Source organism: Hydrogenophaga sedimenti (genome assembly GCF_051857515.1).
GTDB lineage: Bacteria > Pseudomonadota > Gammaproteobacteria > Burkholderiales > Burkholderiaceae_C > Hydrogenophaga.
Map to the genome: position 1 here is coordinate 69,424 of NZ_JBPZHA010000017.1, position 14,721 is coordinate 84,144.

Below are 14,721 nucleotides of genomic sequence, written 5' to 3' on the forward strand. Positions count from 1 at the left end.
CGCTGTCACACGACTTTTCAGGGAGGAGGGCAGGCTGTTCAGGCCGACCCGGGGGCATTATTGATCCACGCAGTTCCAAACGTCTATGAAAAACTGCATCCTGTGGCTGTAGGGTGGAGTTCATCTGGGGTTCGGAGTTACGACACCGCCAGTCGGTAAAGCGTGAGTGGACATTCGGCAAAATGCGCAGATGGATCTACAAAACGAACAAGAGCATGAGGGGGCCAGTTTTGAGGCTTACTTCCGCGATCCTGCTTCAGCCGCAGATTCGCCATTAGCCTGGGCAGTCAGTCAGAGGTCGGCCGTCCTGGATGCTTTGCGGGGGCTGTTCAGCGGCCCACCTGCGGTGGTGCAACTGCGGGTGTGGTGCTTCATGGAGTTGGTCAGCGTGCCGCATGGCCGGATTTCCCGTGAGGACCTCAACCAGCTGTTCCATCTGCTGCTGCCGCAGGCACTGGACAACGTCCTCAAGCGCTTCCGCGATGTGGGGCTGCTGGTATGGGATGCCACCTCGCAAGACTACAGCCTCTCGATTCTGGCGCGACAGGTTCACGGGTTGCTCGCTCCCCTGACGCAAGCCACAGGTGACGATGATGACTTGGCTCCTTTGCTGGCGCAGGTGGCCGGTGCTCAAGCACTTGGTCTGGCAGACCCGAGCCAGTTACGGCACCTGCACGCGCAGCTGGCTAGGCTGCACGACGACTTCGCCGAGGCAATCACCAGTGGTTCCGAAGCGCGGTTACGTCAGGCCCAGCCGCGCTTCGAGCGAGCCCTGTCTTTGGTCGACAAGGCCGGTCACGCGCTGACAGCGCTCATTCGCACCGAGACCGATGACCCTCGCCTCGAAAAGGAGGCCCGCGCTCTGGGGTACGCACAAGCGCGCCTGCTCTCGATGGCCAGCCAGTTCACGCGAGCGATGCAGCAGGCCGATCGACAGCGCGTGACGCTAGGGAGTGCAGGCGTGACCAGTTCAGACGTACGAATGTGGCTGCAAAGTCAGGATGCGCTGCATGCCCTTCTGGCTGATGCCCTTTCAACAGGCGTGGCGCCCGTGTTCATCAGCCAGCACGATCTGCTGGACGTGGCTGAAGGCGAGTTTGAGCGAGACAGACCTGACCCCCAACGGACGACGGGTTTGCCTCCGCCCAATGAGGCAAGCAGCGGCCAGCTGGAGGTGCCCAGCATGCCGCCTGAGTTGGGCGGACTCATCGCACAACTGGCTCAGTGGAGCAGTGAGCAGGCCACCTCAGCTAAGACTGAAATGCCGCTGGATGAGATTGTTCTTGGCGGGCGCTTTGCGCAAGCCGCGTATCGCATGCAGTTGCTGCCCTTGTTGGGTGATGTACAGGCCCAGACGCTGAAAGGCCAGACTGGCGAGTTGGCCCGCTCAGGATGGCACGCCGTTCTCAGCACCTCCGTCAAGTTGCAGGATGACCCGCATGTGCTGGCCATGAGCGATGGCCATCTCGTATTGGCTGAGGTCGCAGACCCTATCGCGGGTGCGCAGCGTAAACCCGAACCCCAGGATGACCATGAACACCCCTGATGAAGCCGCCTTGTTGGCGGCAGAACTGCTGGCACGCCGCTGGTTGCCCCGACAGCACCCTAAGGTCAAGCGCGCTCTTGTGGACGCTGACCTGTGGCAAGCCGTGCAAGACCGTCTGGCCCAAGTGGGTCTGCGGCTTGTGGACAACATCCACGCGGACAACGTCACCACTGCGATGGTGCGCACCGTCGAACACGCGGTCTTTGGTGAGGCGGCACTCAACAGCCACAACAACCTCGACTTGCCGCGCGATGCGGTGTCACTGCTGGTGGTGCTGTGGTCGCTTATCGTTCTGCCCAAGAGAGAGCGCCAAGCTGCTCGCGATGCGAGCGCTGAGGGCGACCTGCAGGACGAGATGTTCAGCGCCGAGCGCCCCATGCCGCGCGCAGAGTCCGTCAGTCCAATGGTTTCATACAAGGCACTGTTGGCCGACTTCGGCGCGCAACTGGGCAAGAAGACGAGATTGGACGGCAACCTGAGGCGCCTGGAGAACCATGGATTCATCGTCCGAAAGGGGGAGGACATTGGCGAAGGCCCTTTGCTAGACCTGAACCGCCCCGGGTTTTGAGGAGGCTCTTTTCTCTGAGAGGATTGAGCCATGAGCAAGAAGTCGAACCAGTTTTCACCCGAGGTCCGCGAACGCGCTGTTCGCATGGTGCGCGAGCACCGCAGCGAGTACCCCTCCCTGTGGGCCGCCATTGAATCCATCGCCCCCAAGATCGGCTGCGTGCCCCAGACCCTCAACGAATGGGTCAAACGCGATGAGATTGACAACGGCACCAGGGCAGGCGTCACGACGACCGATCTTCAGCGCTTGAAGGAGCTCGAACGCGAGAACAAGGAGCTGCGCAAGGCCAACGAGATCCTGAAGCTGGCCAGCGCGTTTTTCGCCCAGGCGGAGCTCGACCGCCGTCTGAAGTCCTGAACAACTTCGTCGCCCAGCATCGACAGGCCTACGGGGTCGAGTCGATCTGCAAGGTGCTGCAGATCGCCCCGTCAGGCTATTGGCGCCATGCCGCTCACCAACGCAACCCCCTACTGCGCTGTTCGCGCGCCCAACGTGACGACACCTTGGTGCCGCACATTGAACGCGTCTGGCAGGCCAACATGCGGGTTTACGGAGCCGACAAGATCTGGAAGCAGATGAACCGGGAGGGAGTTGTCATTGCCCGCTGCACGGTTGAGCGGTTGATGAAGCGACTGGGCTTGCAGGGCGTGCGCCGGGGCAAGGTGGTGCGCACAACCCTCCGCGACATGAAGGCACCGTGCCCGCTGGACCGGGTCAACCGACAGTTCAAGGCTGAGCGGCCGAACCAGCTGTGGGTCTCGGACTTCACCTACGTCTCAACCTGGCAAGGCTGGTTGTACGTGGCCTTCGTGATCGACGTGTACGCGCGGCGCATTGTGGGTTGGCGGGTCAGCACCTCCATGCATACGGACTTCGTTCTGGATGCCCTGGAGCAGGCGCTGTATGCCCGGCAACCCGAGCGTGATGGCGCCTTGATCCACCATTCCGACAGGGGGTCGCAATACGTTTCCATCCGCTACAGCGAACGGCTGGCAGAGGCAGGCATCGAGCCATCTGTGGGCAGCAAGGGCGACAGCTACGACAACGCCTTGGCCGAGACGATCAACGGGCTGTACAAGGCCGAGGTGATTCATCGCCGATCCTGGCCAACCCGCGAATCGGTGGAACTGGCAACGTTGGAATGGGTGTCCTGGTTCAACCATCACAGGCTGCTCGGACCTATTGGATACATCCCGCCCGCAGAGGCTGAGGCAAACTACTACCGGCAACTCGCCAGTCAGTCCTCCATGGTGGCGGCCTGACTTAAACCAACCGGCCTCCACGAAAGCCGGGGCGGTTCAACCTGCTGCTTGATTACGACGTACTCGCGCCTCGCATACTCGATGGCACGCTGAGCGAAGTTTTGGCTCGCACGCGTGCACAAAAGGATGCCAAGGCTGCCGACGACAATTCCATCGAAACGTCCGATGCAGCCACGACCGCAGAAGAAAAACACACAGGCGAGGACAACTGAAGACATGTTCCATCTCCAAAGCCTTGAACTGCTGCATTGGGACTACTGCCAACGACTGACCCTGCCATTGGATGGTTCAATCATCACGGTTGCTGGCCCAAACGGCTCAGGTAAGACCACGCTGTTGGATGCCATGCGCACCTTGTTGGGTCTGGATTGTTCGGGCGGGCGCAGCTACAAAACCTACGCACGACACGCCAACGCCGACTCCGCCTGGCTGCGCGCTACCGTGGACAACCGAGCCCACGGCCGGCAAAGCTCCAGTCGCCCTTTTGCTCGCTGCCTTCTCTACAGTGACCAGGTAACGCTGGCCTGCCGAATCGAGCGCAACGGCGGCGACTGGCAACGGCGCTATCACATGGCGGATGGAGACGTCTCCATCGAGGCACTGACCCAAGTCCCTGAGAAAGACTGGCTGGGCATCGAAAACTGGCGCAAGCGCCTGGAAGGTGCTGGCCTGTCTCGTGCCATTGCCCGTGTGTTGGCGCTGGAACAAGGGCAAACAGATCGCTTGTGCGAATACTCGCCCAAGGAGCTCCTGCGTCTGGTCTTTGATGTTTTCGGAGACCAGGAGGTTCTGGACCGCTACGAAGAGGCCCGACGACACCAAAAAGAAGTGGCCGAAGAGATGGAGATGGCCAAGCGCGAGCTGGGTCATGGGGAGACCCAACTGGCCCAGCTTGAGGCGCGCGTTAACCTATACCGCCAATACCAGAACAAGTTGCGGGAGAAGGAACGGCTCTGGACCGAAGTTATTCCCGTTCTCGCGTGGAGCGAGGAACGCCTGGACGTGGCCAGTAAGCTTCGCGAGCTTCACCGGCAGCGTGTCCACCATGCCGCCACACTGCGACAACAAGCAACAGATCGGGCGCGGCTGTTGCAACTGTCAAGGCAAAAAGAAGAGGCCAAGACAGAAGCGCTGCAGCTGGGCGAAGCCAAAGCAGGCGCACAAGCAGCCCTGCAGGAGGCCAGTGCCAACGAGCGCCCCGTTGAGCTGTTGGTCAAACATGCCAACGAATTGCTGGAACTGGCCAAGGTTGAAGGGGATGCCGAGCAGCTGACGGCTCGGCTTCAGACGTTGCAGGCGGAGAAGTCACGACTCAACGGTCGCTGGCACGAGGTGAAGTCTGACCGCGATCGGGCACAGGCCTCGCTCGACCAGCTGCAAGGCCAGCGGCAAGCGCCACCACCTGAGGATGTGTCACGCTTTTTGCGCGTGCTTCGACAAGTGGATATCGCCCACCATGTACTGGCCGATGTGATCGAAATCACCGACCCGCAGTGGCGTGATGCGGCTGAAGGGGTTCTGCGCAGCTCGCGCTGGGTCGTGGTGCTGAAAGATGCGGGTGACGAAGTCAAAGCCATGGAGCTGGCTGAGCGTGAGCGATACCGGCACTATGTGGTGGCCCAGGCTGCGGAGGCTCCTAAATCTCCAGACCCCGCGAGCCTGCTGGCGGTGCTGCGATTTGCAGACACCGCGCCGACATGGCTATTGCGTCAGCTCGAACAGATTCGGCGCGTGGCCAATCCAGCCGAGGGGACGAAAAGGGGTGGTGAATGGATCACGCCCAAAGCATTTTGGCGCGATAGCCGGGGCGGGCGCAGTGTGTGGGTTGACCCGAGCCAGCACCAATTCGGCGCTGCAGCCGTGGCGGCACGACGCGAGTCCATCGAGAAGCGTTTGGAGGATCTCGACAAGCAACTGGGACAAGTGGCCAAAGACCAGGCGACCAATACGCGTCAGCTAAAGGCAGCCGAAGATGCAGCCAGGGGCGTCAGTGCCGCTTCTGAGTTGGTCCGTCGCAGCGATGAATTTGAACAGGCGCGTCAGCAACTGCCACACCTGATACAGGCGCGTAAGTCTGCCGCACAACGCTGGCAGACGCTGGATACTGAGCACGGAGCAGCGAATAAGCGGGAATCAGCTCTGGAAGCCGATTACAAGCGGGTCCAGAACGCGCTGGAGGAAAGTGAACGGAACGCACGGCGGTACGTGGGCGAGTGGGAAGAAAAACGCTCTGCACTGCGTCAGCGCTCCAGTGAATCCGCTACAGCAAAGAAAAATTTTCCTGCCCGATGGCTTCGAAAGGAAGCGCTTGAGGCGCTGCGCAAGACCTACCAAAACGCCACTCAGGCGCGGTTGCGCGGCGAAGCCGTGGAGAAGGATTTGACAGAAGGCACCTGGGAAACAGATCCCACCGTCGAGGAAAAGCACACCTTGATGGCCGCCACCGTCGAAGGGCAGAAGCAGGTACTGGCGCAGCGTGAAGCAAGCAACAACAGCGCCAGCGTTGCAGTGAGCAACGCTCGCGAGCGTTACATAGACGTGTTGCGGTCCACAGTGCGTCGCTACAGAAAAAACATCGTCGAACTGGGGCAGTTGGCTGGCGTTGAGGTCAGCGCCGATCTTCCGCACCTAGACAATGACGACACCGTACTCCGCCAAGCCGAACTCAAAGTCAACTTCAACTTCGACGGCAAGGGCCAGATCGGTCTGAACGACGGAGAGGCCTCGGGCGGACAGCAGGTCATCAAGTCGCTCATCCTGTTGGTCGGCCTGCTCAAGGATGAGGAAACGCCGGGTGGCTTCGTGTTCATCGACGAACCATTCGCTCACCTCGACGTGAGGAACATTCAGCTGGTGGGCCACTTCCTGAAGTCCACCCGCGCGCAATACGTCTTGACCACACCGATCACCCACAACGTAGAGGTGTTCGAGCCAGCAGATGTAACTCTGGTGACCTCCAAAAAGCCAGCAGGGGCACGCTGGGCACCTCCGATTGGGGTGCTGAAGCGACGCGTTGCGCAACCGTGAGGGATCACGAATGGAGTGGGTGGATGTTCAGATACGACGAGGTGTGCGTGAGCGCTCGGCCCCTAACACAACACCCTCCGAATTGGGTCTGCTGCCGTTTGAGCAACGCGAGCTACTCACCCTCTGGGTGCGCAAGGACAACGCATCCCGTGGACGCGATTCGCTCCTGAAGGAGGGTGGTCAGAATCGCATCGAGCTTTCCGAAGCCCTGTGCGATTGGCTGTTGCGCGAGGGGTGGATCAACCGGAATGAAAAGCTCATAGGCGGTCACTGGCGCTGGGAAGCGTTGACCTGGCGGGACCTTCACACCTTGAAGAAACTGCTTTGTGTGGGTAGTAAAACCCAGCGCAATGAAAGTCGGGCCTTGTTGTTGGAGGATTTGCGGCAGTGGCTTAGTGGACTTGAAGCGACTGATCTGCCTTCACAACACAGAGGGTTGCTCGACGACTTGACCCACGCACTATCCAGTTTGGAACAGGACGCCGCGCAGCGAGTCGAGGTGCTGGAAGCGCGTGATCGTTGGATCAGGGCTTTATATAGCTGGTGCCTAGACGAGCGACAGGGAACGCGCCGCGACTTCGCGTTACATGCCGGCGAACACACCAAGTCCATTGGCGCTGGTGACTGGAAATGGCTGGAAGAGCACTTCGAACTGGAGAGGTACGGGGTGAGCCACTTCACTCCAATGATGTGGGTAGCGGGGCAGGGTGTTTTGCATTGGGACGAACGCACCGTCGACCTCAATGCGGTGAAGTTTCTGGCGCTGCCATTGGATGACGTTCTGCGAGTGAAAGCAGTCACCGCTGCTCCAGCGCATTGGTGGCTCATCGAGAACCGCACCAGCTTCGAACGACAGGCGCAGCAGCTGGCCGACGGTGTCCTGCTGGCATGGATGCCCGGGAGGCCTTCTACCGCATGGCTTGCGGCCATTGAGCACCTCGCTCAATTCGCACCTGCACCCTTGCGGGTCAGTGGAGACGCCGATCCCGCGGGCGTGGACATGGTTTGGGGTATGGGCCGGGTCTGGGAGCGCCTAGGCTTGCCGTGGGAGCCGTTTCGAATGGGGCTTGATGAACTGCGTGCGGCACGACAACCGTGGGCTTTGAACGCTCACGACAAAGTCTTGATCTCCCGGCTGTTGGAGTCCCCGGATCTGCCGCAAGCGTTGCATCAACTATGCCTAGCGATGCAGCGTGATGGGTTCAAAGCGGAGCAGGAGGGCTGGTTGTAGGATCCCTTGCAACGCTTGGTAGCAGCTTGCCAGCAATCGAGTGGCTCCTGTGCAGCGATTGCTGCCGGTGGCCGCTGGCGAGCGTACTCACCCTACATGGCGCCAAGGAGTCTCTCGGCCTGACGACAGCCGCTGGTCGCGACGACGGGTTTACGGGGTCCTGCCGTCGCAGGCCTTCCTGAGGCCATTCACGCCGCGCCAATGACGGCTTCCATTCCGCTCGGACTCGCGGTTACGACCCGTTGGAGTCACTCCCGTCGCGGACTTCGCTGCCGAAAAGCAGTCGCTCCGCGCCTTCTGCTTCGTAGCTGGCACAGGGGCGACGGTTGCGAGAACTGCTCGCAAAGCAACGACTACGACGGTGCCTCGCGGTCATTTCGGGGTGGCCTCGATCTGTGTGTTGATTTCCGCGCAATCCTGACCCCGGTTTTTCATCCAATATTGACCCCACCTGTTGGGGTGTAGCCGGGCTACGCGTCTGTGGATAAGTCTACTGTTGGTGCGTTCGTTTCTCCTTTCTCAATGACTTCCGGCAGAGCCGTCCTGGGCCGCCTTTTCTGAACGGTTTTGGGTGCTGCGCTGGAGTGCTTGAACCGCCAGCTCTCGTTGCCGGTCTCCACGATATGGCAGTGGTGGGTCAGCCGGTCGAGCAGCGCGGTGGTCATCTTGGCGTCGCCAAAGACCTGGCTCCATTCCCCGAAGCTGAGGTTGGTGGTGATCAGCACACTGGTGCGCTCGTAGAGCTTGGAGAGCAGGTGGAACAGCAGCGCTCCACCGGCCTGACTGAACGGCAGGTAGCCCAGTTCATCGAGGATGACCAAGTCCATGTAGACCAGCCGGTGGGCCAGCTGTCCGGCCTTGCCCTGGCTCTTCTCCAGCTCCAGCGCGTTGACCAGTTCCACGGTCGAGAAGAAGCGCACCCGCTTGCCGTGCCGCTGGATCGCCTCGATCCCGATGGCCGTGGCCAGGTGTGTCTTGCCGGTGCCCGGACCGCCGATGAGCACCACGTTGTGCGCGGCCTCGATGAACACGCCGCCGTGCAGCGTGCGCACCAGTGCCTCGTCCACACTGGCCTGGCTGAACTCGAAGCCGGCCAGGTCACGGTGGGCAGGGAAGCGGGCTGCGCCCATCTGGTACGCCATGGAACGCACCGAACGCTCGGCCTGCTCGGCCCTCAGCAGCTGACTGAGGAAGGCTTCGGGGCTGAAGTCGGTGTGCCGTGCCTGCGCTGCCACCTCGGGGTAATTGGCGGCCATGCCATGCAGCTTCAGGGCTTTGAGGGCGCCGATGATCTCCTGGCTCATGCGCGCACCCCCTGTGCATCATCGTCGCCGACCGAGCGAAGCCGGTCGTAGCGCTGCACGTTGGCCTGCGGCGCCACCGCCAGGGTCAGCGGCGTCTTGGCCGCCGCTACCTCTGCCTGGCTGCCGGCCTTCAGACGTGCGAGCACGTTGAGCACATGCTCGCCGCTGGGCTTGCCGCTCTCGAGCGCCAGTTCGGCGGCCACCAGCACCGGCTCCAGACCGTGCACCGGCACGGCCGCCAGCACCTGGGCCATCACACGGTCACCGCCCTGGTGGCGCAGCAGGATGGCCTGCAACTTCTTCAGGGGCTCGGGCAACGTCTCAAAGGGCGCGCCGTTGCGCAGCGCACCGGGCTTGCGCTCGATCAGGCTGACGTAGTGGCGCCAGTCGTAGAAGGTCTGGCTGCGCTCGAAGCTGCGCGCATGGCTGGCGATGCGGGCGTTCTCGGCCACCACATCGATGCGTTCCGGATACAGGCGCAGGCTGACCACCTCGTGGGCGTGTTCGGTGGGCACGCTGTATCGGTTGCGCTGCAGGTGCACCAGCGCCGTGCTGGAGACGCGCGCCAGCACCTCGATGTAGCCGTCAAACGGCCGGGGGTTGGGCATCAGACGCTGCTGCTCGTCCTGCAGCACGTCGGCCACCTTCAGCGTCGGCCACTCAGGGTGGTTGAGTTCGGCCCAGGCCGCGCGGCACTCGCCCTCCAGCCACGTATTGAGCGCCTGCATGTTGGGCCAGCGCTGCTTGATCGCCTTGTGCCAGATGCTGATGCGCCGGTCGCGCACGTTCTTCTCGACGATGCCCTTCTCCCAGCCGCTGGCGACGTTGCAGAACTCGGGCTCGAACAGGTAGTGGCCGGTCATGGCTTCAAAGCGGGCGTTGACCGCGCGTTTCTTTCCGGCGCCAACCTTGTCCACGGCCGTCTTCATGTTGTCGTAGATGCCCCGCTGGGGCACGCCGCCGAAGGCGGCAAATGCCCGAGCATGGGCATCAAACAGCATCTCGTGGCTCTGGCTCGGATAGGCCACCAGCCAGAAGGCACGGCTGCCGCACAGCTTGGTGTGGGCCACCTCCAAGCGCCGGCGCAGCCCGCCCACCCAGGCGTACTCGGTGCTCCAGTCGAACTGGAAGGCGTCGCCCAGGGCGAACTTCAGCGGCACGAAAGCACCCTTGCCGACCTTGCCCGACTGCTGCGCTCGCCAGCGCCGGGCAAAGGCCGCCACCCGGCCGTAGCCACCGGTGTAGCCTTGCTCGACCAGGCCTTCGTACAGGGCCTTGATGGTGCGGCGATCGCGTTTGCCGCGGTGCAGGTCGGCCTTGAGCCAGGTCGCCAGCGTTTCGGTATAGCCGTCGAGCTTGGTCTGGTTGACCCGCTGGGGGTACTTGGGCTCGACCATCTCACCCTTGCGCAGCCAGGCCTTGATGGTGTTCCTTGCCAGGCCCGTGCGCCGCTCGATCTCTTTGATTGGAAGGCCATCGCGCAGGTGCATCCTGCGGATCTTCGCCAGTGTTCCCACGTTGATCACTCCTTGATTCCCTCCTGCTCAAAAAACAAGCAGGAGACGTTACTCAAGGGGTCAAAGTTGGGTGAAAAAACTCAGTCCAGAGGGGTCAAATTTACGTGGAAATCAACAGGGGTTAACCCCTGTGGCAGGAATGCGATAAGCCCTTGCCTGGATTGTTTCGTCTTTTAACAATCGAGGTTCCCCGCCCCCCTGTCAAAAAACACGATTTGGCCGCAGGGCCTCCTTGGGAGGAAGAGTTTAGAGCGGTGAATCTAACGGTATTGCATGGTTCGGAGCGTTTGATTTTTAGAATGGCTGCGAATTATGAAACCGGTTATCAATCCTAGAGGAGTTTATCTAATGCAGAAGAACATTATTGTGGCGGCCTTGGCCTTGTGCGGTGCAGGCGCAGCAATGGCCCAGACCGCCCCGGCCAGCAAAGTGGAGCTGTGGGGCATCGTGGATGCCGCTGTGCGCCACACCAATAACGAAGGCGTGAATCAAAAGAGCAAAACCCAGATGATCGGCGGCGGCATGTCGCAAAGCCGCTGGGGTATCAACGTCACGGAAGATCTGGGCGGTGGCAACACGGCACTGGTGGTGCTGGAAAATCGTTTGAATGCCGACGACGGCTCGGTTTCTACGCCCTTTTTCCAATTGGCGAATGTGGGCCTGCAAACCCCCTATGGCCGCCTGACCGCTGGCCGCCAGTGGAACGTGCTATTCGACGTGGTGACCAGCACCTACGCTTCGTTCCCGTATTCGCCCTACATGGAAGCCTACAAGCCTGAGCTTGGCTTTGCGATGGGCGCGCGTACCAGCAATATGCTGAAGTACACCTTCGCCACGCCAAACCGCAGCCTGGTCGGTTCGCTGCAATATTCCTTCGACGAAAACAACGACACCAAGGCGCTGGAAGCAGGGCTGCCCGCCTCTGCGGCCCAGGTGCCCGCGTTCGTGGCCAGCACCCTTGGTGGCGGCGCATGGAAGACCTTCGGCGGCTATCTGCGCTACGCGCCCGGCAATGGCCTGGCAGTGGGCGGCGGCTATCTGCGCAGCACGCTGCCCGGCGGCACCGATGTCGATGCGTGGACCCTGGGCGGTTCGTACCGGACCGGCCCCTGGTACCTGTCGGCAGGCTACGGCCTGAACAAGGCCAAGTTCACGGCGGCAGGCGCCAACCCCATCCAGGCTTTCCGCAATGTGGTGGATGGTGCGATCCTGGGTCAGTTCTGGGCCGGCCAGTCCAACGGCGGCTACATTCCGGGCGATGCCGACAAGCGCCAGCTGTTCAAGCTGGGCGTGGGCTACCAGGCCACGCCGCAGCTCAACGTGGGCCTGCACTATTTCCACGGCAAGCAAACAGGCTCGGCAACGGGCCTGTCCAACGGCAAGGCCAACTTCGTCGTGGCCGTGGCCGACTACGCCTTCAGCAAGCGCACCGATGCCTACGTCGGCATCGACAACACGCGCCTCAGCGGCGGTGATAACGTCTACTTGGACGCTGCCAGCAAGGCCCGCAGCCGCACCGGCTTCACCATCGGCCTGCGCCACCGCTTCTGATCCCCGGGCGGCCTTGCGGCCTGCCCCTGAAAAAGCCCCTGTTCGCAGGGGCTTTTTTTCTGGGCGTTTTCCCAGGGCGAACGAGCTACGCCAGGGGCGTTGTGCCTGCTAGCATGGGAGCGATTGCATTGCCTCGCTTCCCATGCTCGCTTTCATCCTCCGCCGTTTGCTCCAGGCGGTGATCGTGATGGTCACCGTGGCCTTTCTGGCCTTCCTGCTATTCCAGTTCGTGGGCGATCCTGTGTTGATCCTGCTCGGCCAGGACGCGACGCCGGAGCAGGTGGCTGCGCTGCGCACGGCCTTGGGGCTGGACCGCTCGTTTGTCGTGCAGTTCGGCCATTTCCTGTGGAACGCCGCACAAGGCGAGTTCGGCATCAGCCTGCGCCAAGGCGCGCAGGTGTCGCGCCTGATCGCCGAGCGCTTCCCGGCGACGCTGGAGCTGGCGCTCGCCGCGGCCGTGCTGGCGTTGCTGGTGGGCATTCCGATGGGGGTGTATGCGGCGCTCAAGCGTGGCACGTTTACCAGCCAGGTGTTCATGGCGCTGTCGCTGCTCGGTGTGTCGCTGCCCACGTTCCTGATTGGCATCCTGCTGATCCTGGTGTTCTCGGTCACGCTGGGCTGGTTTCCGAGCTTTGGCCGGGGCGAGGTGGTGCAACTGGGCTGGTGGAGCACCGGGCTTCTCACGGCGAAGGGGTGGCACCATCTTGCGCTGCCCGCCGTCACCCTGGCCATTTTCCAGCTGACGCTGATCATGCGCCTGGTGCGCGCCGAGATGCTGGAAGTGCTGCGTACCGACTACATCAAGTTCGCGCGGGCACGCGGGCTCACGGACCGGGCGATCTACTTTGGCCATGCGCTCAAGAACACGCATTTCGCTGGTGGTGGGCCTGGCCTCGGTGCTCATCTCCGTGGTGGTGGGCGTGGCGCTGGGGCTGCTGGCCGGTTTCAAGGGCGGCTGGGTGGACAGCTTTCTCATGCGCCTGTGCGACGTGATGCTGTCGTTTCCCGCCATCTTGGTGGCCCTGCTGATTGCCGGCGTGGGCCGCGCGCTGTTTCCGGACGCGCATGAGTCGCTGGCCTTTGGCGTGCTCATCATCGCCATCTCGCTCACGGGCTGGGTGCAGTACGCGCGCACGGTGCGCGGCAGCACGCTGGTGGAGCGCAACAAGGAATACGTGCAGGCCGCGCGGGTGACGGGCGTGCCTTCGCTGCGCATCATGGTCAAGCACGTGCTGCCCAATGTGATGGGGCCATCAGGGTCAAGAAGGGCCTGTTCCCCTGGGCCGCCTCGGGCCGCGCCATTGCCAACGGGCGTGACGAAGGCTTCACCAAGCTCCTGTTTGATGATTCGCCCGAGGCCCATGGCCACGGCAAGATTCTGGGCGGTGGCATGGTCGGTACCCACGCGGGCGACATGATCGGCGAGATCGCCCTGGCCATCGAGATGGGTGCGGACGCTGTCGACATCGGCAAGACCATCCACCCGCATCCGACGCTGGGCGAGAGCATCGGCATGGCGGCGGAAGTGGCGCATGGCAGCTGCACGGATGTGCCGCCTGCGCGCAAGTAAGTCCGCAGCCAAGCTACCCTGACAAGGCCCGAACTGGCGACGGTTCGGGCCTTGTGCTTTGCGTACCCAAACAATCGCCGCAGAATACTGTGCATTTGTACAGTATTCATGTCAGCCACTTCCAAGCCCAAGCTCTACAACCCACGCCACCCCGAACGCACGCTGCTCTACCAAATGGTAGCCGAGCACTACGAGACCTGGCTAGAGTTGGCCAGCGCGGGTCAGTTCGACGGCCAGGGCGACCACCACACCCCCAAGCCCTTCGTGCGCAAAGCGTTTGCCAAGTATCTTGAGTGCGGCATCTTTGCCCATGGCTTTGCCCGCGCTCGCTGCGGCGACTGTGGGCACGACTACTTTGTAGCCTTCTCCTGCAAAGGCCGGGGAGTCTGCCCCTCGTGCACCACGCGGCGGATGGTGGAGACGGCGGCACACCTGAGCGACCACGTTTTCCCCCGCCTGCCGGTGCGCCAGTGGGTGCTCTCCGTGCCCAAGAGGTTGCGGTACTTCATGCAACGCGACGGAGCGGTGCTGAGCATGGTGCTGCGCATCTTTCTGCGGGTGATCGCACAAACTCTGCAGACCCACAGCCCCGGTGCGGCCCATATGGACAAGGCAGGCCTGCACATCGGTGCCATCGCCTTCATTCACCGATTCGGCTCCAGCCTCAATGAACACGTCCACTTCCACGTTTGTGTGGTGGACGGGGTGTTTGAGGAAGTGGAGGGCGAGGGCGATGCTGATGCGACCCCTCGAATCTCATCGCCGGGTGTCATCTTTCACGCGGCCACCGGCATCGATGCGGCTACCGTGGCCCCAGTGCAGACCACACTGCAAAAACGCATCCTGCGCGCCTTCGTTGCTCGGGGCCTGCTGGAGAACTGTGACGCCAAAGACATGCTGGGCTACAAACACAGCGGCTTCTCGGTGGACGCCGGTGTCTGCATCGAAGCCCACGACCGCGCTGCGCTGGAGCGGCTGCTGCGCTATTGCGCGCGTCCACCGTTTTCCATGGAGCGCCTACGCAAAGAGGGAAGCAAACTGGTGTACCGCTGTGCCAAACAGCGCAGCGAGCCCACCAGTGACAAGCGTGGTGCCAAGGCAGATGAGCTGCACCTCACACCGCTGGAACTGATCGACCGCATCGC

9 protein-coding genes, 4 pseudogenes and 1 other annotated feature are annotated in these 14,721 nt (G+C 62.1%); of the genes and pseudogenes, 10 read left to right on the forward strand and 3 right to left on the reverse strand.

The features are described 5' to 3' along the window. The first annotated feature begins 190 nt into the window (after nucleotides 1-190). The 3 genes and pseudogenes from ACS5NL_RS21330 to ACS5NL_RS21340 all read left to right on the forward strand — a co-directional run bounded on the left by ACS5NL_RS21330 (nucleotide 191) and on the right by ACS5NL_RS21340 (nucleotide 3,376). The gene (locus tag ACS5NL_RS21330) at nucleotides 191-1,546 is read left to right on the forward strand and encodes a hypothetical protein (RefSeq protein ID WP_439355972.1); all 1,356 of its coding nucleotides are present in this window, start codon (nucleotides 191-193) and stop codon (nucleotides 1,544-1,546) included. Beyond that, nucleotides 1,533-2,096 (forward strand): annotated as a pseudogene (locus ACS5NL_RS21335) (DUF4194 domain-containing protein); the annotation flags it as partial. The gene ACS5NL_RS21330 and the pseudogene ACS5NL_RS21335, both read left to right, overlap by 14 nt. A gap of 48 nt (nucleotides 2,097-2,144) precedes the next feature. Then, a protein-coding gene (locus ACS5NL_RS21340; RefSeq protein ID WP_439355973.1) for an IS3 family transposase occupies nucleotides 2,145-3,376 on the forward strand; the annotation gives its coding sequence in 2 pieces (ribosomal slippage) (nucleotides 2,145-2,430 and nucleotides 2,430-3,376; 1,233 coding nt in all). Continuing rightward, nucleotides 2,426-2,542 (forward strand) — a sequence feature (AL1L pseudoknot). It overlaps the preceding gene by 117 nt. Here ACS5NL_RS21340 and ACS5NL_RS21345 read toward each other — a convergent pair. After that, nucleotides 3,352-3,594 carry a hypothetical protein gene (locus ACS5NL_RS21345; protein WP_439355974.1) on the reverse strand — a complete coding sequence of 81 codons (243 nt, stop codon included), beginning with the start codon at nucleotides 3,592-3,594 and terminating at the stop codon, nucleotides 3,352-3,354. The genes ACS5NL_RS21340 and ACS5NL_RS21345 overlap by 25 nt on opposite strands. Here ACS5NL_RS21345 and ACS5NL_RS21350 point away from each other — a divergent pair. Beyond that, the gene (locus tag ACS5NL_RS21350) at nucleotides 3,593-6,403 is read left to right on the forward strand and encodes an ATP-binding protein (protein WP_439355975.1); all 2,811 of its coding nucleotides are present in this window, start codon (nucleotides 3,593-3,595) and stop codon (nucleotides 6,401-6,403) included. The genes ACS5NL_RS21345 and ACS5NL_RS21350 overlap by 2 nt on opposite strands. Before the next feature lie 82 nt (nucleotides 6,404-6,485). Beyond that, nucleotides 6,486-7,634 (forward strand): DUF2399 domain-containing protein, encoded by a 1,149-nt coding sequence (locus ACS5NL_RS21355; RefSeq protein WP_439355976.1) that lies wholly within the window; start codon nucleotides 6,486-6,488, stop codon nucleotides 7,632-7,634. A gap of 470 nt (nucleotides 7,635-8,104) precedes the next feature. Here the strand turns inward: ACS5NL_RS21355 and istB are convergent, their stop codons facing one another. Continuing rightward, entirely contained in the window at nucleotides 8,105-8,938 is an 834-nt protein-coding gene (gene istB, locus ACS5NL_RS21360; protein ID WP_439355977.1) for an IS21-like element helper ATPase IstB, read from the reverse strand. Beyond that, nucleotides 8,935-10,455: an IS21 family transposase gene (gene istA / locus ACS5NL_RS21365; protein ID WP_439355978.1), complete on the reverse strand. Its 1,521-nt coding sequence runs from the start codon at nucleotides 10,453-10,455 to the stop codon at nucleotides 8,935-8,937. Before istA ends, istB begins: the two co-directional genes overlap by 4 nt. A gap of 348 nt (nucleotides 10,456-10,803) precedes the next feature. Here istA and ACS5NL_RS21370 point away from each other — a divergent pair, with 348 nt between their 5' ends. The 5 genes and pseudogenes from ACS5NL_RS21370 to ACS5NL_RS21390 all read left to right on the forward strand — a co-directional run. Further along, a complete protein-coding gene (locus tag ACS5NL_RS21370) occupies nucleotides 10,804-12,006 on the forward strand; it encodes a porin (RefSeq protein ID WP_439355979.1) in 1,203 nt (400 codons plus the stop codon). A 142-nt stretch (nucleotides 12,007-12,148) separates the two neighbouring features. Beyond that, nucleotides 12,149-12,874, forward strand: a pseudogene (locus ACS5NL_RS21375) (ABC transporter permease); the annotation flags it as partial. Then, nucleotides 12,870-13,259: pseudogene (locus ACS5NL_RS21380) on the forward strand (ABC transporter permease); the annotation flags it as partial. The pseudogenes ACS5NL_RS21375 and ACS5NL_RS21380, both read left to right, overlap by 5 nt. Then, nucleotides 13,259-13,576 (forward strand): annotated as a pseudogene (locus ACS5NL_RS21385) (oxidoreductase dimerization domain-containing protein); the annotation flags it as partial. The pseudogenes ACS5NL_RS21380 and ACS5NL_RS21385, both read left to right, overlap by 1 nt. A 108-nt stretch (nucleotides 13,577-13,684) precedes the next feature. Continuing rightward, on the forward strand, nucleotides 13,685-14,721 hold a 1,037-nt coding region (locus ACS5NL_RS21390; RefSeq protein ID WP_439355980.1), incomplete at its 3' end, for an IS91-like element ISCR8/ISPps1 family transposase.

What these genes read in the sequence shown, in the direction of transcription:
- ACS5NL_RS21330 (WP_439355972.1), top strand. Translation starts at nt 191, where the DNA reads ATGGATCTACAAAACGAACAAGAGCATGAGGGGGCCAGTTTTGAGGCT.
- ACS5NL_RS21350 (WP_439355975.1), top strand. Translation starts at nt 3,593, where the DNA reads ATGTTCCATCTCCAAAGCCTTGAACTGCTGCATTGGGACTACTGCCAA.
- ACS5NL_RS21345 (WP_439355974.1), bottom strand. Translation starts at nt 3,594, where the DNA reads ATGTCTTCAGTTGTCCTCGCCTGTGTGTTTTTCTTCTGCGGTCGTGGC.
- istB (WP_439355977.1), bottom strand. Translation starts at nt 8,938, where the DNA reads ATGAGCCAGGAGATCATCGGCGCCCTCAAAGCCCTGAAGCTGCATGGC.
- ACS5NL_RS21370 (WP_439355979.1), top strand. Translation starts at nt 10,804, where the DNA reads ATGCAGAAGAACATTATTGTGGCGGCCTTGGCCTTGTGCGGTGCAGGC.